This window comes from Algoriphagus antarcticus (assembly GCF_002150685.1).
In the GTDB taxonomy this organism is placed as follows: domain Bacteria; phylum Bacteroidota; class Bacteroidia; order Cytophagales; family Cyclobacteriaceae; genus Algoriphagus; species Algoriphagus antarcticus.
In genome coordinates, this window is record NZ_MSSW01000077.1 from 20308 (window position 1) to 44717 (window position 24410).

A 24410-nucleotide genomic window follows, 5' to 3' on the forward strand; every position below is an offset into this window, starting at 1 on the left:
AAGCACTTTAGAAAAATATTGATTAATTTACTCGAACAAAATCGTTCGCTTGCGGGCAAAGTTGAATCAGGAGGCAATGGGCAGTACTCAGTGGGCAGAACTCAGTGGGCAGTGGATGGTACTTTATTTTAAGTGCTAACCTTTTCCCATTATATCCTAGTTTAAAAGAAACTTCACTTTCTAAGGTTCTTTGATCAAATCAATTAGCTAAGGGAAATGTGGTTATATTTTTTTTGTAACTTACTGATAACAAGATTTCTTTGAAATTTTTCAAAGTTCGAAACCAAAACCCAAGATTTTAAACTAAAAAAACAAAAAATGGAACGACTCAGCAAAGACACCAACGCACTCAACTGGTTTGAAATTCCCGCCACGGACCTAACTCGGGCAAAAGCTTTCTACGAGAAAATTTTTGAAGTAGAAATGATGGTCATCGATATGATGGATACGAAAATGGCAATGTTTCCCACAGAACCACCTCACTCAGGCGGAGGACTTGTCCAAGGCCCGGATCATAAACCCAGTAAAGAAGGGGCAGTGATCTACCTCAATGGAAATCCAAATCTTCAGCTCGTCTTGGATCGAATCGAAGCTGCCGGAGCTGAAATCACCTTGCAAAAAACCAGCATTGGAGAAAGTGGCTTTATGGCCTTTTTTGAAGATTCGGAAGGGAATCTGGTAGGATTACATTCCGGAGAATGAGTATTCACTTCAGTCTAAACCTCGGTCTGTGGGGACACAGACCGAAATCATTACATTTTTTACCCCAACCTAAGTTTTGGATTTAGGTTAATTTTAAATTCTTCATTCAGCATTTTACATTCCTTTTTCTACTCGCTTTTCAAACTATTCACAGGGTTTGCCTGGGCAGCTTGATAGGCGATGATCCCTACAATGACTGCTGTGAATGCAAAAGTCATCAAACCAATGGAAGCGAAGACAAATTGATTGATTTCGATCCGGTAAGCAAAATTAGAAAGCCATGAATTCGCCGCGTAGTAGGCAATTGGCCAAGCAATCAGGAAAGCAATGCCGACTAAGATCAAGTATTCTTTGGTAGCCGATTGGATGATTGAAAAGACGGAAGCTCCTAGCACCTTTCGTATCCCAATTTCTTTTTTTCGAGCCATCGTCAAGAAGATGGTAATCCCAATGATTCCTAAGGCAGCAAGGAAAACTGCAATAATATTAAAGTAAAGAAGCAAGTCGGCAGTCTGTCGATCTTGAGCATAAAGCTGGCTCACATTTTCGCTGAGGAATTCAAGTTCCAAAGGAAACGGCTCATCCAAATCACTATAGATTGAATTCACAGCAGCTAAAACGGCGGCAGCATTTTCAGGATAATAGGAAACTATACTTCGCCCATCCATTTCAACATTTTCATAGATAGTCAAGAAATAAGGTTCAACTTTTTCATGAAGGGAAAAGAGATTAATATCTTCGAAAATCCCCCCAATAGTAAATGGAAACCCAATTTGTCCCGATTCTTCATCGGTATACTCAGGCTCGGTGACGATCTGCATACCAATCAGATCCTCCGCAGTTATCCCTTTTAGGTTTGCATATTTCTCTGCGGCCGTGCGATTGATAAGGGTAGTTCGGGCTCCAGGTTTTTCCTTGAGCGTAGTCTCCAATTCGTATGCTTTGATTCCTTCGAAGTCCAAATACAATTGGTTGGAATCATCAAAAACAGTCTCCAATCCCTCAAGCTGATAGGTCCCTTGATTGAATGATTGAATCCCAAAAGAACTCCCATTCCCAACCGCGATCACTCCAGAGATTTGCCGAAGTCTTTGCTGAAAAACTCCCCGATTTTCCGGTGAAGAGTAGGTATAAAGTATCCCTTTCTTCTTGTATCCGATATCTTTTCCTTCCACAAATAGAAGCTGTTGGGATATGAAATAGGAAACACAGCTAATGGCAATCAAAAGTACAAACTGACTGATCACCAAATATTTTCGAATAGGGAATTGCTGGAAGCTAGACTGCTTTAGATCTTCTTTGAAAAGACTGACTGCGCCCCTCATGCTCAAGTAAATCGCCGGGGATAAACTTGCCAATATGCCCACCAGAATTGCCAAAACTAATAAGGTCAAAAAGGTCATCGGCTCAGTGATTAGATTATTGGAAATCGCCGTCCCCATCAATGCATTGAATTGAGGGATTACCAAGGAAATCAGAAGTCCAACAAAAGGGAGAGCAATCAGTGAAAGTAAAACTCCCTCCATCAAAAACTGAGTGGTGATCATGGAATTTTGAGCTCCCATGGCTTTCCTGACTCCGATTGTTTTACTTTCTTTTGATTTAATAGCCAGTGTAAGGTTGGCATAATTAAAAATTGTTATTACCAGAATAAAGCCTGCAAAAAAGCCGATTAGGGTAATGTAATTGGTATTCCCGGGAGTTTTCGACTCGTAGAGAATATTCGAGTTGAGGTGAATATCTTGGATTGGTTGAAGGTAGTGCCCGGCATATAACTCCTCTTTTGCAAGCCGTGGGTTGAAGCCTGCGATGGTTTTATTTAGTTGACTTTCAACTTCTTTGAAATCGCTTTTTTCACTGGTCTGAACATAAATTCTACTGCCCCAATAATCAATGCGACCTGAACTTATGGCAACCTGAAAATCAAAGTGAGAATTGAGAGGAACATCTTGAATAATTGCTGCAAGCTCATAGTCTTCACCACCAATCTGCACAGAACTATTGATTAGACCTGACTGCGATGAATAGTCTGGACCAAAGAGCTTTTCGGCAACCGAAGCTGTGAGCATTACTTTTTTATTGCCAGAGGAGAAGCTCTCCAAAGTCCCTAGAATTGGCTCCCAAGTAAACATATTTACAAAACCAGCTGGCGTATTGGTAGTCAAAATCCCATCGTTTTGAATTTTACTTTCTCCCGACCGGATAAACTCTGTATTAGGTGAAGTAATAAATTGAGTAATGTTCTCAATTCCCGGGGATGATTTAAAAGTTTCAGCTTGTCCTTGCTGGGATTCAGCTGTATCATCAGACCAATTCGAGAATCCTATCACACTGTAATCCTGAGAACGGTAGGTTCGAGCTAGTCGATAGATTTGATCGGAATTTTCATGAAAGCTTTCATAACTGTTTTCAAAACTGATGTAAGAAATGCCTACGTAGGCTACAAACAGACCGGCAACCAAACTCATCAAGTTTAAAGCGGTGAATTTTCGATTTCTCAAATATCCGCGAAAAGCAATTTTAAGGTAGTTTTTGAACATGGTTTTATTGGTTGTCGGTTGTCAGTTGTGAGTTTTGGGTTGTCAGTTGGGGGTTGTCGGTTTTGGGTTGTCGGTTGTCATTACTATTCATCATTGCAAGGATTTTATACTAAGCTTAACGGTTACCAGATCATTACAAATCTGAAGCCCGCCTCCCGGAGGACAGGCAATCTACTTCAAAGTTTGATATTGCCTGCCTCCCGAAGGGATGGCTTCAACCTGGCTGAGCCTCGTGTAAATTCAATATTCTATTTCAGTCCCGGAATGACGTCGCTGGTTTCATTGTGACGTATGAAATTATCCCACTTCTATGCCATCAAAAAATAGCCTGAATACATTAAAAAGAGCTTTTCTTAAAATCTAAAATAGTCACCTCGAACAAAACTGTCCGCTTGCGGGCAAAGTTGATTCTGGAGGTCGAACGCAGTTGACAATTGCCGAGCATAAGTTGGAGCAAAAAGGTAATATGGAGTAAAATTTTCCTGCTTTGAATATTCCCAACCTTGTCCAGTTTTGAAATTAAATACTCAACCTTTTCATCACCAATTCATCAATTTTTTCAAAAAGTTGTTTTGGGTGACGGGTTCTCCAGCTAATATCGTTCAGGGTACCTCCCATGACCAAATATTGATCGATCCCGAATTTGCTCATTTCGACCAAGACATGATCGCGCAAGTTTAATACGGCAATCCAGCCATCTTCCAATTCATCTTGCCATTCATCGTAATAATCATCGGCATCCAAATCGGCGTGAAAATTCAGCAGATTTTCACAAATCAGAATGTATTTAGTAATCCCCTCTTCGATCATCAATTCAATAACCCCACGTTTTAACGTCATAATGTCGTTATGCAAAAGGTCATTCCATTCTCCCATGAGTTCGATTACTGCAAAACCATCGGTGTAATCCACATAAATAACTTTCAGAAAAAGTGTTTCGCTATCAATATTGTCCCATTGGGGGTGAATCAGAAAATTATAGATCTGATCTGTAAAGTGAACCTCACTGTTTTGATAACCAAAAAAAGGGGACTGTGGATCCTCTGAAGCTACATATAGGTGTCTCCAGTTGAAGTATGGTTCGAGTGTATGCATAAGATTCGAACAGTATTGGCAGGCGCAAAGTTGCACCCTGCGACTGCACCTCGTTATTAATGATCACTTGGATTTCAATATTATGCTTTCCAGGAATTGTCGGAATAGGTATAGCGATGTGGCTCATGTTTTTAGAAGTTTAGTATTTTGTCATACGTTTCGAGCACTCAGTACTTTATTTTAGCTCCTAAAAACACACTAAGCTTAGTTTGTAACTAATCCTATCTATTTCTAGGCAATTGGAATTTTATAACTTTAGACCTGCGCAAAAGCAAAGTTGGCAAACCTGAAACATCTTACATATTCTTCAAACTCACCTATGAAAAGCCTAAATCAAAACCGCTTGAAAGTATTTACTCTAGTGAGTTTAGTAAGCTTATCGATTCCTCTTTCGATATATGTATTGTGGATCTGTATTTTTGATTTAGGGGCTACCCAAGCCGAAAGAGTAGCTATTTTTCAAAGTTACTTTCCGGATTTTCTTCATGGAAGATGGGGCACAACCCTTCTCAGTATGTTTTTCTGTATTGTATCAATTATTCTCAGTAACATGAGTCTGAAGCTACCGCAGAAAATATGGAGGATTTTGAATTATACAGTACTGGTTATTAGCAGCTTGTTGCTGGGATTGAATGTGTTCTCAATGATGTAGGCCTACATTTCCACTAAGTATAGCCAATAACTCCGCTTCTCTATTTAATTGAATTTGTAGCTACCCGCTTTAGGTTTCAGCTTTTTGATTTCAGCTTTCTGACTTCTAAAATCATACCTGCTAAACCCTTTCAGACTTCTCACTTCAACTTTCTGACTTTTCACCTTTACTCACTTTTTAAACTCTTCACCGGATTCATCAGGGCTGCTTTGATAGACTGGAAGCTAATCGTCATTAAGGCAATAATAATGGAGCCTACTCCTGCCACAAGAAATACCCACCATTGGATCGATACTTGATAGGCAAAGCCTTCCAGCCATAGATTCATGGCATACCAAGAAACTGGCGTGGAAACTAGAATGGCTATCAAGATCAATTTGACAAAGTCTTTGGATAGCAGGCCGACGATATTCCCCACATTTGCACCCATCACTTTCCGGATACCAATCTCTTTGGTTCGCTGCTCTGCGGTATAGGTTGCCAATCCTAATAAGCCCAAACTTGCAATGAGAATAGCGAGGATAGAAAACGTAGTGAAAATCTTCCTAAATCGAAAATCCGATTGATATTGCTGGTTAAAATCCTCATCTAGAAAGCTGTAGATAAAAGGCCGGTGAGGTACAAGCTGATTCCAAACTCCCTCAAGGCCTGCAAGCGTGGCAGGAATATCTTCCCCAGTCAGTTTCACACTGACATAGCGGCTAGCATAGGCTTCAAATGGAAGCGTCAACGGTTCAATTGATGCATGCAATGAGATATAATTGAAGTCCTTGACCACACCGATCACCTCTCCAGCTCTACCCCACTGATCAAATTTTTTTCCAATAATATCTTCCGGATTTGCATAGCCATATTGCCTGGCTGCAGCTTCGTTGATCACGAGCGCCTGCGTAGAATCTGAAGGAAAATCTCGCGAATAAGACCTTCCCGCTACCAATTCCAATCCATAGTGGTCGATGAAATCCAAGCCTACTTGGAAAATTGGTTGTGCTTGACCGACCATTTCCCCATCTGCCATTTCCAGCGTAGTATAGGCAGCTGGGAAGTGACTTCCTGGTACGCTTCTGGAAAAAGCCACTGAACTCACGCCAGGGATGGCTTCCATTTCATTCTTGATAGAAGCCGAGACATTAGTGACATCTCCATCGTAGTTGTAATCCAAAACTACCATCTGCTCTTTGTCAAAACCCATATCTTGGTCTAAAAGCAAAGCCATTTGAGAATACACGATCATCGTTCCAGCAATCAGAGCAATGGATAGGCTGAATTGAAATACCACCAGCGTCTTTCGAAGGTTTACTCCTCGGGCATTGGAATTATTGATTCCCTTCAGGATCGAAACTGGCCTGAAACTGGAAAGCACCAATGCAGGGTAAGAACCTGCCAAAAGTCCAATGATGACAATTGTGGCCAGAACAACTGGAATTGTCTGCCAATTAATCAAGCTGGCTAATTGAAATTCTTTTGCAGTTAGCTCATTGATCAACGGAATCGAAACCGATACCAAAGCAAATCCCACTAAAGCCGCCAATAGGACTATAATCAAGCTTTCTCCCAAAAACTGAAAAATCAAACTCTTCCGACCCGCGCCAATGGACTTCCGTATCCCTACCTCCTTGGCACGCTCCATAGATCGAGCCGTGGAGAGGTTCATAAAATTGATAATGGCAATTACGAGGATGAAAATTCCAATAATCGAAAAGACATAGATATTAGAAAGGGATCCAGTTTGGCCGGGTTGACGCTGCGCATCCGAGCGGAGATAGACATCTTTAAGTGGCTCTAAGCGAATCATATAGTTGGATTCCTCAGTATCAGTATTTCCCCGCTGGATGAAATCCGGAATTTTTTCCTGAAAGGCCGCTTGATCAAATTGCTCATTGACCAGCAAATAGGTATACGTGTCTGCGTAACCCCAGTCATCAAAAACCTCCGCTCTTGTCTGGCGAAAAGTATTCAATGAAATCAAAAGGTTAAATTTAAAATGGGAATTTGAAGGAACATCAGCCAAGATCCCTGTTACTGTGTACTCGCCTGCATTTGCCCTTCCGGCCACTTCACTTCCTTTGATAGATTGACCTAGCGCATTCGCATCTCCAAAGTACTTTTTGGCAGTCGATTCAGTCAGTACGACACTGTAAGGAGCGGCTAAAGCGGTCTTTGGATCGCCTTGGAGCAATTCCCAACTGAATACCTCAAAAGCAGTAGAGTCCATGAACAAAATCCCTTCTTCCTGCTGTGTAATATCACCTATACTCAAGAGAATATCTGCCCTTCCTGAGAATTGGACAACTTTTTCGATTTCAGGAAAATCCCGTTTTAATGCAGGACCGACAGGTGCATTCCCCCAAACCCAAAAGTCATTGGTAGCTTCGCTTTCCTCAACGCCTTCTTGAGTTGATCCATGTATGACACGATAGATTCGGTCACCTTTTTCATGGTAGTTGTCATAGGAGAGTTCCTCTTGGACAAACATGAAAATAAGTACACAGCAAGCCATGCCCACTCCCAATCCGAAGATATTGATGAATGAATACACCTTCTTTTTGAGGAGGTTTCTGATCGCAATTTTCAAGTAGTTTTTGAACATGAGTTTGTGGTCATTAAGCGGTTTGGTTCTTCATTACTTCTTCATTCGAAATTCGGAGTTCAGCGTTCGAGATTCTTGGTTATCATGATTTTCATTGTTATCAAATCCCAAATCTTATATCCCTCATCACACATTTTTTTGGACTTCTCACTTAAGCTTTTCATACTTTCTGCCCTACTCACTTTTCAAAATATTAACAGGATTTGCCCGGATGCTTTTATAGGTTTGGAAGAATATGGTGGCCAACGCCAATCCAAAGCAAGCCAGACTTGCAAGCACAAACACCCAAATCTCAATCCCTGTCTTATAAGCAAAATCCTCCAACCAGCGCTGCATAAATACCAAAGCCAGTGGTACGGCTATCAGTATGGATATAAGAATCAACTTGAAATAAGAAGCCGAGAGCAGCAGGAAGATCTCGGACATTGTGGCCCCAAATACCTTTCGAATTCCGATTTCCTTGTTTCTCAATTCGGTGGTATAAGCCGTCAATCCAAATAATCCCAAACAGGCAATCAAAATAGAAATACCTGTCAAGACCTGAAGTAGGTTCGCCATTTTCATTTCGGACTGATACACTCTTCCAAAATCCTCATCCAAGAAGCTGTAATTCATCGGCACTCTTGGCTCAAATTGCTTCCATGCAACATTCAGTTCATCTACTCCTGCCTCGATATTTCCACCCTGAATTTTTACAGAAATATAATCCCGAAGGAAATAATCATACATGTATTCGATCACCAGTGGCTTGATTTCATTTCGAAAAGATTCAAAATTAAAGTCTTCAACTAATCCGATTACCTCAAGCGTAGCCTCGTCATTTTCTCCGGCATTTTTGACTACCAATTGTCCAATCGGATCATCCGCTATCCCCAATTGCTTTGCCGCCATTTCATTGATGATTACCTTATTTTGATCGGCACCGGATGTTTGACCAAAGTTTCTACCTTCCAAAAGTTTGAATTGATACGTATCCAAATAGGAAGCATCCGCTTCGTACCAATTCATGCCATGCTCCATATCGCTGGTAGGGAAATTGAAAGAACGCATCTGGAACGAGCCAGACATGGGAATACCTGTCGAAAAGCTCAGAGATTGCACATTGGAACTGGAGACAAAATGGCCTTTGAAATCATCCCGCTGGGAATTTTGAATTTCCCCGTCATTATGAATGATAACCAACTGATCCCGATCAAAGCCCGGATCAGAATTTTGGATAAAACTCATCTGACGCTGAACCAGCAAGGTGCAAATGATCAAGGTAAGTGAAGTGGCAAACTGAAAAACCACCAGCCCATTGCGGAAATTGTGACTATTTTTCCCAACTGACAATTGCCGCTTTATGATCTGTAGCGGCTTAAAAGATGATAGGTAAAATGCCGGATAAAAGCCTGAGAGCAATGTCAAAATGACTACCAGAGCAGGAATCATCCATAAAATCATTTCGTTTGTCAACAGGTTAAACTGTAGGTTTTTACCGGTAAGCTGATTGAATGGCTCGTTAGAAAGTGCCACGATTACCAGTGAAATCGCCATACTGATCAACACCAATATGAGCGCTTCGGTGAGAAACTGATAGATGAGTTGGGATTTCTGTGATCCCATCACCTTTCGCACCCCCACTTCCATGGAGCGAAGCCCAGCTTTGGCGGTAGCCAAATTCATGAAATTTATACAAGCCAAAAGCAACACAAATGCCGCAACCAAGGAGAAAATATAGATATTACTCTGATAGGCATTCGACTCATGCTCCCGCAGTAAGTGCGAGTTCAGATGAATATCCTGCACGGACATTACTTTCAGATTGTAATTCGAATTCTCTTCTCCTGCTTCAAGAGATGGGATGATATAAGTTGCCACAAGGTGATCCAGCTTTTCACCCACGACCCGCTGCTTTTCTTTTGGGAATTTGGCATAAGTGTAAAGAATAGACCAAGACCAGCTATCCATATCAAAAATCTCAGCATTCATCCCTGGCTCATATACCAGCATGTCAAAATGAAAATGCGACTGCGCAGGAATATCCTCCACCACTGCGGAAATTTGCTTCAGATCTGGATTATTGCTGCCCATAATTATGGGTTTTCCAACCATCTCTTGGGGGGAAACATCTCCAAAGTATTTGCGTCCCAAACTCTCAGTAATCACCACACTTTTGGAATCTGAAAGTGCTTTCTCCTTATTTCCTGCCAGAACATTGAGATCAAAAACTATAAAAAAGTTAGGTTCCGCATAATAGACGCTTTCCTCTCGAAATACCTGCTCCTTATTTTGACCTGAGCCAGGCTGAATAGTGAAATCATTCCATTTCAAAAGTCTGGTAATAGCTTCCACTTCAGGAATATCGGCCTGGATTCTCGGGCCAAGGGGAGGTGGAGCTGTTGCAAAGCTCCCCGTAGAGTAATCCCCCCAATGAGATGTAATCCGAAATACCGATTCCGATTCAGGATAGAAGTTATCATAATTCACCTCATCCTGAATGAAGAGCATAATCATCAAAAAACCAGAAATACCCATCGTCAGGCCCAATACATTGAGAATGGTATAAAGTCTGTTTTTCTTCAGAACTCTCCAGCCGATTTTAAGGTAGTTTTTCCACATGGTTTAGAATTTTAGGTTGTTCTTAATTCTGGAACTTCAACATTCATCATTCGGGGTTCGACATTCACTCTTAAAGTTCTGTCATTGTTGTCTGCTTCGCTCTTGTAGTGAAGTTATTTTTCTTGCTTTTCCCTGCAATATTCATCAACTGTCAGCCGCAAGCGGGTTCAGTATTCGACATACATTAGTTCTCGATATTTTATACTTTTTACTCAAAAAACTACTCGCTCTTCAGCGTCTTAGCAGGATTAGCCCAAGCTGCCTTGAGCGCTTGAAAACCTACAGTTAGCAGCGCGATAGCTAAAGTCATGACTCCAGCCGAGGCAAATGTCCAAAAGGAAAGTCCTACCTTATATGGAAAATCTGCCTGCCAAGAATCCATCGCATACCAAGCCAGAGGAAAAGCGAAAATCATCGCTAGGAAAACCAGGATTACAAAATCCTTACTGATCAAATTCAAGAGGCTTTGTGTGCTCGCTCCCAGCACTTTGCGAATGCCAATCTCCTTAATTCGCTGCTGAACAGCATAGGCTGCCAAGCCAAATAATCCCAAGCAGGAAATCAAAATGGCCAGTATTCCAGCAATAGAAAAGGCCAAACTCAATTGTGCTTCCTGCTCATATTGCTCTCCAAACTTATCATCCATAAAGGAATAAGTATAGGGATTGCCCGGAAATACCGATTCATAAGTCTTTTGGGTAGCGGCAATAGCTTCTTTCATCTGGGCTGGATCTACTACCAAAGTAAAGTACCCGTCAGCTTGAGAAGCCAAGAAAATCATGGGTTTGATAGGCTCCCGCAACGACATATGATGGTAATCTTTAGTCACTCCGACTACCTCAAATGGCTTTCCCCATAGAATATTTTCACCGACTGCTGCAGCTGGAGTCTCAAATCCAAGTTGAGTAGCAGCTGACTCGTTGAGCATGACTTTGTTCAGATTATTCCAATTTTGGTCAGCCTCATCCGAAGTGAAATTTCTTCCAGCCAATACCTCGATTTCATAGGTAGGAATAAATTGCTCATCAATAATGAACATAGAATAACTGTACTCCTTATCCTCAAGCCTGGCTACCAGCGGGGTAATCCCTCCCGCTGAAAAATTATAGCCTTGACCAGGCAGGGTATTTGAACCGGCAATCCCTTTCACAAACGTTTGAGCTTCGAGGGATTGTTTGAAGGCATTCATTTTGGAAGATCGATTTTCACCGACATCATTTGGGCCTTCTACGACTAGTTTTTGATCCACATTCATTCCCAAACTTTGAGACTGCATAAAGGAAAGTTGGTCTCGGATTACTAGGGTGCAAATGATGATTCCAATAGAAATAACAAACTGAAAAACTACCAGCGATTTGCGAACCAAGTGACTCTCAGGCTTGAATTTCAATTGAGATCGCTGTTCAAATTTCCCAGAAAGAACCACCACATAAAATCCTGAAATCAATGCACAGAAGCCGATAATAGCGCTAATATTCAAGATGGTTTGTGGCTTTTGCAATGCTCCGAACCAAATTTCTTTCCCAAAAATACCGGCAGCAAATGGTGCCAAAAGATATAAGAAGACAACAGAAATCATCAACGATGCTAGAAGCAGTAGCAAAGTTTCAGTCATAAATTGTTGGGCCAATTGCCAAGAATGTGCGCCCAACACCTTTCGCATCTTAATCTCTTTGATCCGGGTCAGAATATTGGCGGAAGAGAGATTGAGGTAATTGACATAGGCGATGGCCAAAATCAATATCGCGATGGCTAAAAAGACTAAAACCGAACCCATCTTAGTAACCGTAGGCAGCGGATCAGAAATCGAAGTTCCCAAATGAAGACTAGGTAAGTCTTGGAGTACTATTGTCGTTCCCTCAGAATTAGGGGTTTTTTGGATGAAACTAGTAAGCTGCCCGGCTAATTCATCCCGATCTACACCGGCTTTGGTCAATATAAACAGGTTGACAAATCCAGAATCAAATCCATTTGGGTCTGCCCAATCATTCCCTGGGCGATTGGCAGGATTTTCCAGAGTGTGGATGGATAGAAATATATTCCCAGTGATATCTGAACGGAATGAGATCGGTTCCAAGACTCCAGTTACAGTAAACTCCTGCTTTCCAAATTGATTGCTGAGCAGAAAGCTTTTCCCAATAGGATCCGTATTTCCAAAAAACTTTTCAGCCATCGCTTGAGTAATCACGGCAGTATTTGAGGCACTTAAATCGGCAGTTCCCCGTGCTATTGGAAATGAAAAAGTCTGAAAAAAGTCTCCCTCTACAAAACTGATTTCATTTTCTCTGAACACCAGATCGGTTTCAGGAATTGCCACCAATCCACCTCCGATAAACCCGGCTATACGGTTTGCAGAAGCAATATCCGAAAAATTAGTTTCAAGCACATCAGCATATCCTGGAGGTAAAAAAATCTCATAGGAGTCATTACTCTCATTGACCACCATGCGATAGATCCTATCCTTATTTGCATGAAAATCATTATAGCTCCATTCTGTTCCCACATAGGCGAGAAGTCCCAAGAACGCTACTAGCCCAAGAACCAGCCCAAGCAAATTCACCACTGTGAATAGCCGACGCTTGATCAGACTTCGAAATGCAATTTTAAGGTAGTTTGTAAACATACAAGGGACTTGAAGTAAATGGAAAATTTCAGTTATACACTTGCTACTCTTTTATTCAGATTTAATTGCTTTGACAGGATTCGAATTAGCAGCTTTAAGCGACTGTAGGGTTACTGTCAAGAAAGCTATGCCCAGAATAGTGGCTGCAGCCAGCGGAATAAACCACCATTCGAAGGATATCTTATATTGATATCCATCTAGCCAATCTTGCATCAACCAAAATGCCAATCCAGAACCAATCGCGATGGATATGGTCACAATCAAAATAAACTCTTTATTAATCACCTGAAGTATGGAGAATGTAGATGCACCCAGTACTTTTCTTATACCAATTTCTTTGGTCTTTTGCTCAGCCACATGAGCAGACAATCCCAATAATCCCAAACAGGAAATGATGATAGTCAGAATACTGAAATACTGAGCTAGGTCTCTGAGACGTACATCTTCTTGATATAATCGGGCGTAATTCTCATCCATAAAACTATATTCAAATGGAAATTCCGGGTTAAGATTTTTAGCCACTTTTTCCATATAAGCCACAGTTTCCTGAACCTTATCTGTATTCACCTTAATATATCCTTGCGAAGAATTTCCTGGATCCAAAAGCAATATTGCAGGTGCAACATTTTGTCGGAAACTTTCAAAATGAAAGTCTTTAACAACTCCAGTGATTGCCATTTCATCCTCCGAAATCCTAAAAAACTCATTCCCCTCATGATCTTGCTCCATCAGGTCTAGGGCTGTTTGGTTCAAAATCGCACCTGAAACTGAATCAGCTCCATGTTCAAGATCAAAACTTCTTCCTTGAACCAATTCCAAACCTGCAGTTTTTAGGAAATCATAGTCAACTTTAATGATTTCAAACAAGGCGGCATTTTCAGGATCTTTCCCTTCCCAAGAAATATCTCCTCTATTTGAGTTTCTACCCATAAACCCAAAGGAGGAACGACTGACAGATTCTATGTTTTCATTTTTCTCAAGTTCAGCTTTAAAAACATCAAAGCTTTCTAAAATCTTTCCTTCCAATGGAATCTTAATCAACTGATCTTTAGAATAACCCAAATCCTGATTCATTGCAAAATTGATTTGCTGATAAACTACCATAGTAGAAACTATCAGAATCGTAGCTAAAATAAACTGAAATAAAACGAGGCCTTTTCTAGCCATCACCACACCCTTTCCTGCCTTGGCATAAGACCTAAAAACAGAGACTACTTTGGTGGCAGATAGATAAAAAGCAGGATAGCTCCCTGCCACTAATCCTGTGAAAATAATAATTGAAATAAACTGAAGCCAAAACAAACCAGATCCATAAGGAACAGTCATGACTTTACCTGTCAAATTATTAAAAACTGGGATTGAAACTTCTACTAAAATAATTGCAATAATTCCTGAAAAAAGGGTGATCAAAATTGATTCACTCATAAACTGCATCACCAAAGATCCTTTATCGGCACCTGCTACTTTTCTAACTCCTACTTCTTTGGCTCTTTTCTGAGATTTTGCAGTACTCAGGTTCATGAAATTGATGCAGGCAATGATCAAAACAAATAGCCCGATCATGGCAAAAAGCTTTACATTTTGGATTCTTCCTTCTACTAGCTGCCCACCTTTCCACTGCCCATAAAGGTATAAGTCTCCCAAAGGAAAGGTAAAAAGCCTGACATTTGACCCTTCATTTTTTGCTGCAACATACCCTTCAATACTCTCTGAAAATTCCGCTGCATCTGTTCCTTTTCGAAGTTTAATTAGTGTACTTGGCCCATTATTACCCCATTGAGAAACCCATTCATTCTCTTGAAAATAAAGCGCATAGGGCAACAAATAGTCAAATCTAATGGAAGAACCCTCAGGCAAATCTTTCAAAACTCCCTGAACAATAAAGTTTTTTGCATCTGTTCCCTGTCGTATTTCAACATCTTCGCCCATGACATCCGTCTTGCCAAAAAGAGAAATTGCTCCTTTTTCAGTAAGAATAACATGATTGTTTTCCGTCAACATTTGATTTGGATCTCCCTGAAGGACATCGTACCGGAGAATCTGGAGAAAATCAGGCATCGCATAAAAACCATTTAACTTGATCCTTTTATCCTTTTGAACGAATAACCGAGTTTCTGGCCAAGTATAGGTGGATGCATATTCAACCTCTGAAAGAGTTTCTTTCATGCTCTCTGCCAATAAGCCAGGAGTCGAGCCCATCGTAAAAATATCATCACCATAGGATTGGTGTTCCATCACCTGATAAATTTGATCTATATCTTCGAATTCCTTGTTGACATTGAGTTCGGAATCGACCCATAGTCCTATTAAGATTGCCGCCCAAAGTCCCAAAGACAAGCCAAATAGGTTGATGAAAAACGTGAGTTTATGCTTTGAAAAACCCCGTAATGCGATCTTAAAATAATTCTTTAGCATGATCAATAGTGATAAAATTTTAGATCTTATATTTTTTGCTGGTAAATAGTTTAGTCTCAAATCACATCACTCAAACTTTAATAGCTACTAGTGATGAATTGATTCTACCAATTCAAATCCACTTCTATGCCATCCAAAAACCCGCAAATCATCATCTTAAGATGTGATAAGCACTTAATCCCAAAAATCTATCGGACATTTTTGTTCGCTCGCGGTCAATCATCCTTAGAGGTCTGTGTGAACTCTAGGATTTACCCAACAGCTAGAATAATTTAAGGATAAAGCAGATAATTCAACCGCATCTTCTTATAAGCAGTCAGCTCTGGTTCCCAACCTGCTCGGATAGTTTCCATCGGCACACCGTCAATGATTTGCTGTCTGAAATCCCCACGCCCAATCTGGATTTCGATGTTGTTCATTTGGTTGCTCAACTTAGAATCAAAAAACTTTTCCTTCTCTGGACTGGCTTTATAAAGGGCTCTGATCCATTCAAAATTGATTTGTCCGCTCTTTCTTAATTGTTCTGTGTCGTACTCACGCAAATCCAGGCCATAGCATAATTGATCCATGAAAAGTGGGGTCTCAGCCATTCCTTTTATGCCTGTTGGCGTAAAATTGAAGTCATAAATTCCTTTGTAGGCCGGACTTCCCAAAACTGTAAAAGGAAAATAGGTTCCTCTACCTAGGTTTATGTACGTGCCTTCGAACATACAAAGACTCGGGTAAAGCAAAACTGCCTGTTCTGTATTCAAATTTGGTGATGGGCTCACAGGTAAAACATAGCGCATATCATGCGAATAATTTGCCACAGGAATCACTTTGATATCTGCAGTTACTTTATTGGTCAGCCAACCTTCTCCGTTAGCCATCATAGCAAATTCACCGACAGTGAGCCCATGCGACATAGGAATCGGAAACATACCGATACCCGATTTATACTTCATATCCAGCACCGGCCCATCAATTAAATATCCATTGGGATTAGGCCTGTCCAAGATTACTAAGCGTTTGTTATTTTCTTCACAAGCTTCCATCAAACGAGCCAAGGCATTGATGTTGGTATAAAATCGAACTCCCACATCTTGCAGATCATAGATTAAAATATCTACATCCTGCAAATCTTCTTTGCTCGGTTTATTCTTTTTGCCATAAAGAGATATGATGGGAATTCCGGTGCGCGCATCTATAGCATCACTCACTTTTGCGCCAGCACTCGCATCCCCCCTAAAACCATGCTCAGGCCCAAAAACTTTTACAATGTTAATCCCCAACTTCTGCAAACTATCCACCAAATGAGTTTGGCCAATAATAGATGTTTGGTTGGCCAGCACCGCCACCCTTTTACCTTTTAAAAGAGGTAGGTATAATTCAGTTTGCTCAGCGCCCGTTTTTATTTCTCGGCCAGTTGCATCAATTTGATTTGCTCGGAGTTTTGGCGCCCAAAAACAAAGGAATATGCTTAGAGAAAAAAGTAGGATGGGTTTCATATCTGTTGGGAAAGACGGTTTCAGGTTTTCCAAAGATATTGATTGAATCGATTTTAAGAAACCTGAACTGAGTTTACTAAAATGTATATCCGCAATTCACTCTACTTTGATAAAGTTGCCTTCGTAAGCTAACGGCGTTGAAGTCATAATAATACGGATCGTGCCGTTGGCACTTTAGGATGATTGTACTTCCTGCTTTAACCCAGAATTGAATTCTGGGCTTTTACAGGTCTTGCCTTTGGCAAGATGCTTATGAAAATCTACTCATTTTTGTGCCAACGGCACATCCAGTAAGAGCCCTGAATACAGCGAAGCGAAATTCAGGGTACGTATAATTGAAGTTGGATCCAAGAGTGCCAACGGCACGATCAGTAATCAATTAGTATGATTATCACAATCCCTTCTACTTTGTGGAAATTGACTTGCAGACCATATTCACGAATTTGTTGAATACTCCCTCACTATAGCATCCAACTCGATTTTTTCTAACTTTAGAAGACACCAAAATTTTTGAACTATGAACCTCCTGATTCTACCCTTGTTTTCACTTTTGTTTTCTGCTCTCGAAAACCCAAAGTTTGAATCCCAAATCATCGACTCCAACGTCTCCATAGGATATGGCGTTGTCGTCGGTGATGTGGATGGAGATGGAAAGCCAGATCTGATCCTTGCTGATAAAAAACAATTCGTCTGGTACCGAAATGGGGATTGGAAGCGATTTGTATTGGCTGAGAATCTTACTGAGTTTGATAACGTTTGCATTGCTGCCCGGGATATCAATGGAGATGGCAAAGTAGAAATTGCCGTAGGTGCTCAGTGGAATCCCGGAGAAACCAGCGATGAATCTCAATCAGGGTCGGTGCATTATTTGATCCGACCATCCGATCCCACTCAGCTTTGGACTCCGGTTCAGCTACCGCACGAGCCTACTGTTCATCGCATGTATTGGGTGAAAACTGGAGCTTCTAACTATCAACTGGTGGTACTTCCATTACATGGCCGAGGAAATAAAGGAGGCGAAGGAGCTGGGGTGAAAGTGATCGGGTATGAGAAACCAACCGATCCAAAAAGTCCTTGGAAAACACAGCTTATCGATGAATCCATGCATTTGACCCACAATATGACCTCCAAAGACTTAGGAGTTGGGGATGGTGAGACAATTTTCATAGGAGGAAAAGAGGGAGTAAAAAGCTTTTCCTATCAGGCTGGTGAATGGTTTGCTGGACCTACTGAAGAATCTCCCCTTGAACATCAATCCTTTGGTGAATTGAGTCTGGCTGATATTTACCGCAATGGAATGCTGCTGGCAGGTGTGGAACCCATGCATGGTAATCAAGTGACAGTCTATTTGGGTCCTTTCGGAAAAACGGAATCCACCCAAATCAGAAGGATTGTCTTAGATGAAAGTCTTAAGGAAGGCCACGGAATTGCAACAGGAGATTTTTTGGGAAATGGTACTATTCAAATTGTAGCAGGTTGGCGATCGCCAAATGAGGCTGAAGAAATGGGAATCAAACTCTATGAGCCTGTGGATGATTCTTATAGCAAATTCAAAACCCATTGGATCGATCAAGGCGGAATGGCCACCGAGAGTTTGACCGTAGCTGATCTCAATGGCGATGGAAAACTCGATATCATTGCCGCCGGCCGCTCCACAAATAATTTGAAAATTTATTGGAATCGTAGTGAGTAGGTTAGGTCTGATTTGTCTCCCGATAGCTGTAGTAAGAGAGGACTTACACTTCCTACTATTTCGACTAGGGCTTTTCTAGTCCAAAGCTCTCCTCCCACAAGGCAGGCAATCTGGCCTATTTGCAAAATTTTCTTCGATTCCATAACCTCATTTCACGAAGATATTGCTTGTCTATCTGAGTGCTTCTAATCTGATTGATAATCTTTTCCTCATTGTAATAGCCTTTTTTGGGTACGGTATTAAATACTATAATAACTATCATTTTATATAATATCTTCTTAATCAAGTAAGTTTGAGTTATGAAATTACAAATCATTCAAGACAGCCAAGGAAAAGCGACTGGTGTTTACATTCCTATCAAAGAATGGAATGAATTGAAAAAGGAATTCAAAGTATTAGAGAGTCTTGAGTATGAAGAACCAAGCAAAGAGCAAATCTTGGATGAACTTAAAGAGGCACTTATTGAGCTCAAGCTTGTGGAACAGTGTAAAATGAAGGCTCGCCCAATTCAAAATCTACTAGATGAGCTTTGAAATATCAGTGATCCCACTTTTTGAAAAGCAAATCAAAAGGCTGGCTAAAAAAAAGGTAAATCAAAAATTGACAAAAAAGTCAGTTGCAGATAGTATGGGAATATTTTCAAATGGATGTAAAACCAATAAATCTTTGTCACCCGTAACTACATAGTCAGCCTTGCCTGAAAGTGCCAGTTCTAGATACATGTTGTCTTTAGGATCTCGGCAGATATTGATATCGTGACAGATCTCAATCGACTGACAAACCTCTTTGAATTCAAGCAGGAATTCAATCCTTTTTTCCACTGAAACATATTTATCAAACTTTGAATTGAGGAGTTTGCTGGACAATTCTTTTAATGTGTTCTAGGAATATAGTACAATCCCTTCCTTTATGGCCAATCTGAAAGCCACATCAGACGATGAGTTTTTTTTCAGAGTGGCACTGATCAAAACATTACAATCAAAGACAACTCTCAATTATTCATCTTTTAAGAGTTCTTCCAATAGTTCAGGGGTAAGCCCATTTTTTTTTGCCTGTTCACTCATATCATCCATAATCTCCCGCAGTCCCTTTCTTTTCTCAAGGATGCGGATCAACTCTTTCGAAACAGACAGTTGTTCGGAGGGCGACATGTTGAGATATCGTTTTGCTATATCTTCCGGGACTTCAACGTTGATCGTTTTCATACTATTACATCAAATAAGATTCAAACAAAAATACCAAAAACAATCATTTAATAAACCAAAGGAATTTGATTTCCGCCACCGTGGTCTGTATCCCCATAGACCACCATCATTACTGCCAGTAAGTACACAGGCCGAGGTCAATCAGCCAATCTCATCAAGTAAAAGCTCATCTTTTTGTTGCCAATTCCAGATCATAGATTTTGATCCCAACTCGCTCGATATGTTTTTTTTGAGCTCTGCTTCCTTGATTTTTTCAAAATGAACCAGATCGATTGTTTGCAATAGATCAATCTTATCTAACTCAATTGAAATACCTAGCAACTTCTCAAAATTCAGCTTTTCTCCAAACACAGCAATATCAATATCCTAACCCTCATAAAAGTTGCCTTTTGCTCTTGAGCCAAAAAGTACCGCTTTTTCAATTTCGCGAAAATTTGAAAAAACGGTCTTTATTTTTGATAATACACTTTCGCTAATTCCAGTATTATTCATAGATCCAATAGGTTTTGGTTGCCTGATCTTTCGGATTCAAGCTTGGTTTGAAGGTCACTAAAAAGCTTAAAGAACAGATCCAAAATCAACTCTTTTATTTCCTCAGCAGTCTCAGGATTATAGGTATGAGAAGTTTTTTCTCTGCTTTTTTTCAACTTACTCCAGCCTTCGGAATCAGTAATTAACTTCATTTTGAGAGCTTCCTGTAAAATTTTGGATGGTCCATTTATATCCGATATTCCAATATCCTTAATGTAGTCCTGAAGTGTTTTCTAAGCAAGTTCATAGGTGTATTCAAATCGATCCATCAACCCTTCCGTCTCCAGCTCTGATAACTTTTTCTCCTTAGCCTGAGAACAGCTTGGGATAATTTCAAAAAGGCTTTATTGAAATTGGAAAACAGTTGTTGCCATCTGATATCTTCATCCATGTCAATACAAGTTATTTTTTTCTAAAAATTTATATCCAGAATTAGAGAACTTTTATTCTTCGCAGCTTACTTAGTCAACATGGATTCAATGATTTTTTGGCTCACCAATCACACGTATTAAATGGCCCGCTCCGTATAATTTACCTTCAAAGCCAACAGTTATGGTAATTTTCCTATCCGCCACCCGTACAAGGAATTAATATCTTCTAATGTTAAAATCTCATTACTCGCTTTTCAGCGAATTCACAGGATTGCTCGTAGCCGCTTTGATGGATTGGTAGCTTATCGTCAGCAAGGAGATTACCGCTGCAAATACTCCCGCAGATAAAAAGACCTTCCAGCCCAATTGGATTTTAAACTCATAGTCCTCCAGCCATAGGTTCATTGCCCACCATGCGATCGGTGAAGCTATTAGAAATGCGATCACAACAAGTTTTGTGAACTCCTTGGAGAGTAAGAACACGATACTTCGTACGCTGGATCCTAATACTTTTCTAATCCCGATTTCTTTGGTACGCTGCTCAGCTGTAAATGCTGTCAAAGCAAATAAACCCAAGCAGGCAATGATAATTGCAAAAGCGGCGAAAATGGCAAATACCTTTCCCAATCGTGTTTCAGATGCATACATATTTCCAAAACGATCATCCAGGAATGAGTAGGTAAATGGTTGCCCAGGGGCAAGTTCGTTCCATTTTGATTCTATGAAAGTGACTACTGCTTCTGTGTCGCTGGAATTAAACCTAAAAGAAGCAATCCCATCAGGTGTTTCACTTAGCAAAATAATCACAGGACCGATATTCTCTTTTAAGGATTCGAAATGAAAATTTTCGACAATACCTACCACAGTCTTTCCTTCCTGTTCTTTCAAATCCAACTCCTCACCTTGCGAGAGGGTGAAGATCTTTTGTCCAATTAGATCACCCTCAAAATTGAAACTCTTTGCAGCTGTTTCGTTCAAAATTACCGAATTGGAATCTGAAGCATATTGAATTGAAAAATCTCTCCCCTCCACGATATTCATGCCCATAGTATTGACGTAATCGTAGTCCACCGACCAGTTTTGTAGGGAAACCAAATTCTCTGTCTGTTTTGGATCTTTACCCTCTCCCCACCAAGAGGTACTATTTCTCCAAGTGCCAGAAACTGGTAAAAAGCCAGTGATCGTCCCACTTTCCATCATACTATTTGCCAGCACTTCTTTTTTAAATGTCTCCGCCTGATCACCCAGCGCGTAGATATCATCTACGGTGATGATCTGCTCTTTGTTGAATCCGATCTTCTTGTTCTGTATGTAATTCAGCTGATTGAAAACGGCAATAGTTGCGATAACAAGGATAATGGAAACGGCAAACTGGAACACGACCAAAGAGCTACGGATCAAACCACTTTTCATTCCCATGGATACTTTACCTTTCAGGATACTGATCGGCTTAAACCCCGAGAGGAAAAACGCTGGATACATACCAGCCAACATTCCAGTTCCTATGGCTCCCGCAACTAAAATCCCATAAAATGCGAAATCCTTAAATGGCAATACAAGCTCCCTTCCTGCCAAATCGTTGAAAAATGGAAGCAATATGGAAACTATGGGAATAGCTATTAGGAATGAAATAAAACTCAGGAGGATAGATTCCATCAAAAACTGCCGGATCAAATGTGACCGGAAAGAACCCATCGCTTTTCGAATGCCTACTTCCTTAGCTCGATTGGCAGATCTCGCTGTGGACAAATTCATAAAGTTGATGCAGGCAATGGCAAGTATAAAGAGTGCTACCGCAACAAAAAGATAAATGTAGGTTATGTTGAAATTAGGCTCAAATTCACCCATCAAGTCACTTTTCAGGTGGATATCGAGGAGAGGCTGAATATCAAATTCAAATTTGCCACCATTTTTAGATAGCGTCTCAAGTGTTGATCCCTCACCAAAAACCTGAATGATTTCTGGCTCCATATGGGTTTTGATCAAAGATGGCAACTTAGCCCTCAGTGCATCTGGATCAGCATTTTCCCTCAGCTTAAAATAAGTCTGAAAATTACTACTCATCCAAACTATTCGTTGCGCCTCCTCAAGTCCCTCTGCTGATAGCAGAAAATCAAAATGGAAGTGAGTGTTTTTGGGAATATCCTGATAAACTCCCGTAATTCTAAAATCCATATCATTGTCCAAGGTCAATGACTGTCCTAAGGCATCCTCATTGGGGAAGTACTTCTTGGCTGTACTCTTACTGATAGCCATGGTATTTGGCTCCGATAAAGCACCTTCTGGATTTCCTTCTAGCAGTGGTATTTCAAACACCTTAAAAAAGTCCTTACTTGCCCAGACTACCTTGTCCTCCTTGATATTTTCATCTAATCTTTTAACCAAATATGTCCCTCTGGTTCTAAAGTGAACCGCGGACTCTACTTCAGGGAAATCCTCAGGCAAGGCATCTGCTAAAGGAGCCGGTGCCAAAACCATATCCCAATGGTTGCCACCAAAAACAATTTCACTCTTAACCCTGTAAATTCTATCCGCATCTTTGAATCCGGTATCATAACTCAGTTCATTGATGACAAAAAGAGATATAATCATGCAGACTGCCACACCTACAGAAAGTCCTATGATGTTGATAAATGTGTAAAACTTATGCTTAGCTAGGTTCCTTAAAGCGATTTTTATGTAGTTTTTAAGCATGAGTTAGGTTGTTGGAAGTGGGAATGTTTTATAGTTGGCTTTTGGCATCATTGCGTTTCGTTATTGCTTAATCGTCATTGCGAGGGCTTTTTCTAATCATTTTATTTATTCTAAGTCTATAAAGCCCGAAGCAATCTGTTCATGATGCTGAGATTGCTTCGACCTGAAAGAAGCCCTTTTCAACTCAATGTATCGTTTCAGATCTAGTAATGATGTGACTGGTTCCGTAATGATATATAAAATTATTTCCACTTTCGTGCCATCAAAAAATGGCCTAAATCAATAGAATGAGCCGAATTGTAAAAATCTTGAATTATTTACTCGGACAAAATCGTCCACTTTCGAGCAAAAAATTAAATTCAGAACTTAAATCAGAAATCAGAAAACCTTGGCTAAAAACTTTGAGATCAAATACTCAACCTTCTCATCACCAATTCATCAATTTTTTCAAAAAGTTGCTTTGGGTGACGGGTTCTCCAACTCATATCGTTCAGCTTCCCTCCCATAACCAAGTATTGATCAATGCCATATTTACTCATTTCGGTCAAGACATGATCACGCAAGTTTAATACGGCAATCCAGCCTTCTTCTAATTCATCTTGCCATTCCTCATAATAATCATTAGCATCTAAATCAGTGTGGAAGTTGAATACATTTTCACAAATCAGGATGTACTTATTGATCCCTTCTTCAATCATCAATTCAATAATATTACGCTTAAGCGTCATAATGTCATTGTGCAAAAGGTCATTCCATTCTCCTATCAATTCAATTACAGCAAAACCATCCTTGTAATCCGCGAAAATAACTTTCAAAAAAAGTGTCTCGCTTTCTATATTGTCCCATTGAGGATGAATCAAAAAATTATAAATCTGATCTGTAAAGTGAACCTCACTGTTTTGGTAACCAAAAAAAGGGGACTGGGGATCTTCTGAAGCTATATATAAATTTCTCCAGTTAAAGTATGGCTCAAGAGTATGCATAAGATTCAAACACTTTAGACAAGGTCAAAGTTGCACTCAGTGATTAGGGTTTGACTTTCTTTTATACCTCAGCTAATATTATCCGACACATCAAAATAATGCATTCCGACCGTGGTCTGTGTCCTCACAGAACATTCAGTTGTTAGGATATTTCGGTCTTTGAAGACTCGGACATAGGCTAAATGATACCTTTCACCTATCACTTCTCACCTCTTACAAACCTTACCT

The 24410-nt window shown here is 40.3% G+C and carries 16 protein-coding genes and 1 pseudogene; 3 read left to right on the forward strand and 14 right to left on the reverse strand.

Translation table 11 applies throughout. From position 1 onward, the window contains the following. Positions 1-318: 318 nt before the first annotated feature. Positions 319-702, forward strand: a complete 384-nt coding sequence (locus BVH04_RS21645; protein ID WP_086543549.1) for a VOC family protein — start codon at positions 319-321, stop codon at positions 700-702. Between the two features lie 128 nt (positions 703-830). Here the strand turns inward: BVH04_RS21645 and BVH04_RS21650 are convergent, their stop codons facing one another. The 7 genes from BVH04_RS21650 to BVH04_RS21685 form a co-directional block, all read right to left on the reverse strand. Further along, complete coding sequence (locus BVH04_RS21650) at positions 831-3242, reverse strand: ABC transporter permease (RefSeq protein WP_086543550.1); 2412 nt, start codon at positions 3240-3242, stop codon at positions 831-833. A gap of 519 nt (positions 3243-3761) precedes the next feature. Further along, positions 3762-4337 (reverse strand): hypothetical protein, encoded by a 576-nt coding sequence (locus BVH04_RS21655; RefSeq protein WP_086543551.1) that lies wholly within the window; start codon positions 4335-4337, stop codon positions 3762-3764. An 818-nt stretch (positions 4338-5155) separates the two neighbouring features. Then, positions 5156-7579, reverse strand: a complete 2424-nt coding sequence (locus BVH04_RS21665; protein WP_086543553.1) for an ABC transporter permease — start codon at positions 7577-7579, stop codon at positions 5156-5158. Positions 7580-7753: 174 nt separating this feature from the next. Further along, positions 7754-10180, reverse strand: coding sequence for an ABC transporter permease (locus BVH04_RS21670; RefSeq protein ID WP_086543554.1), 2427 nt, complete (start codon positions 10178-10180; stop codon positions 7754-7756). Between the two features lie 220 nt (positions 10181-10400). Then, positions 10401-12803, reverse strand: a complete 2403-nt coding sequence (locus BVH04_RS21675) for an ABC transporter permease (RefSeq protein ID WP_086543555.1) — start codon at positions 12801-12803, stop codon at positions 10401-10403. 51 nt (positions 12804-12854) lie between these two features. Continuing rightward, entirely contained in the window at positions 12855-15218 is a 2364-nt protein-coding gene (locus BVH04_RS21680) for an ABC transporter permease (protein ID WP_086543556.1), read from the reverse strand. Between the two features lie 272 nt (positions 15219-15490). Next, positions 15491-16705, reverse strand: a complete 1215-nt coding sequence (locus tag BVH04_RS21685) for an exo-beta-N-acetylmuramidase NamZ family protein (protein WP_086543557.1) — start codon at positions 16703-16705, stop codon at positions 15491-15493. 517 nt (positions 16706-17222) lie between these two features. Between BVH04_RS21685 and BVH04_RS21690 the strand changes: the two genes are divergently transcribed. After that, the gene (locus BVH04_RS21690; RefSeq protein ID WP_086543558.1) at positions 17223-18398 is read left to right on the forward strand and encodes an FG-GAP-like repeat-containing protein; all 1176 of its coding nucleotides are present in this window, start codon (positions 17223-17225) and stop codon (positions 18396-18398) included. Positions 18399-18697: 299 nt separating this feature from the next. Further along, positions 18698-18931, forward strand: a complete 234-nt coding sequence (locus BVH04_RS21695; protein WP_086543559.1) for a hypothetical protein — start codon at positions 18698-18700, stop codon at positions 18929-18931. Between the two features lie 60 nt (positions 18932-18991). Here BVH04_RS21695 and BVH04_RS21700 read toward each other — a convergent pair whose 3' ends face one another. From BVH04_RS21700 to BVH04_RS21725, 7 genes and pseudogenes are all read right to left on the reverse strand, one after another. After that, the gene (locus tag BVH04_RS21700) at positions 18992-19264 is read right to left on the reverse strand and encodes a putative toxin-antitoxin system toxin component, PIN family (RefSeq protein ID WP_086543560.1); all 273 of its coding nucleotides are present in this window, start codon (positions 19262-19264) and stop codon (positions 18992-18994) included. 129 nt (positions 19265-19393) lie between these two features. Then, complete coding sequence (locus BVH04_RS21705; protein WP_086543561.1) at positions 19394-19603, reverse strand: hypothetical protein; 210 nt, start codon at positions 19601-19603, stop codon at positions 19394-19396. A 141-nt stretch (positions 19604-19744) separates the two neighbouring features. Further along, positions 19745-19966, reverse strand: coding sequence for a hypothetical protein (locus tag BVH04_RS26725; protein WP_394335241.1), 222 nt, complete (start codon positions 19964-19966; stop codon positions 19745-19747). Between the two features lie 3 nt (positions 19967-19969). Then, positions 19970-20095 carry a nucleotidyltransferase domain-containing protein gene (locus tag BVH04_RS25235; RefSeq protein WP_116116573.1) on the reverse strand — a complete coding sequence of 42 codons (126 nt, stop codon included), beginning with the start codon at positions 20093-20095 and terminating at the stop codon, positions 19970-19972. Continuing rightward, positions 20092-20355, reverse strand: a pseudogene (locus BVH04_RS21715) (nucleotidyltransferase substrate binding protein); the annotation flags it as partial. The pseudogene BVH04_RS21715 and the gene BVH04_RS25235, both read right to left, overlap by 4 nt. A gap of 393 nt (positions 20356-20748) precedes the next feature. Next, positions 20749-23199 (reverse strand): ABC transporter permease, encoded by a 2451-nt coding sequence (locus BVH04_RS21720; RefSeq protein ID WP_086543564.1) that lies wholly within the window; start codon positions 23197-23199, stop codon positions 20749-20751. A gap of 407 nt (positions 23200-23606) precedes the next feature. Further along, positions 23607-24182: a hypothetical protein gene (locus BVH04_RS21725; protein ID WP_086543565.1), complete on the reverse strand. Its 576-nt coding sequence runs from the start codon at positions 24180-24182 to the stop codon at positions 23607-23609. Positions 24183-24410 lie beyond the last annotated feature (228 nt).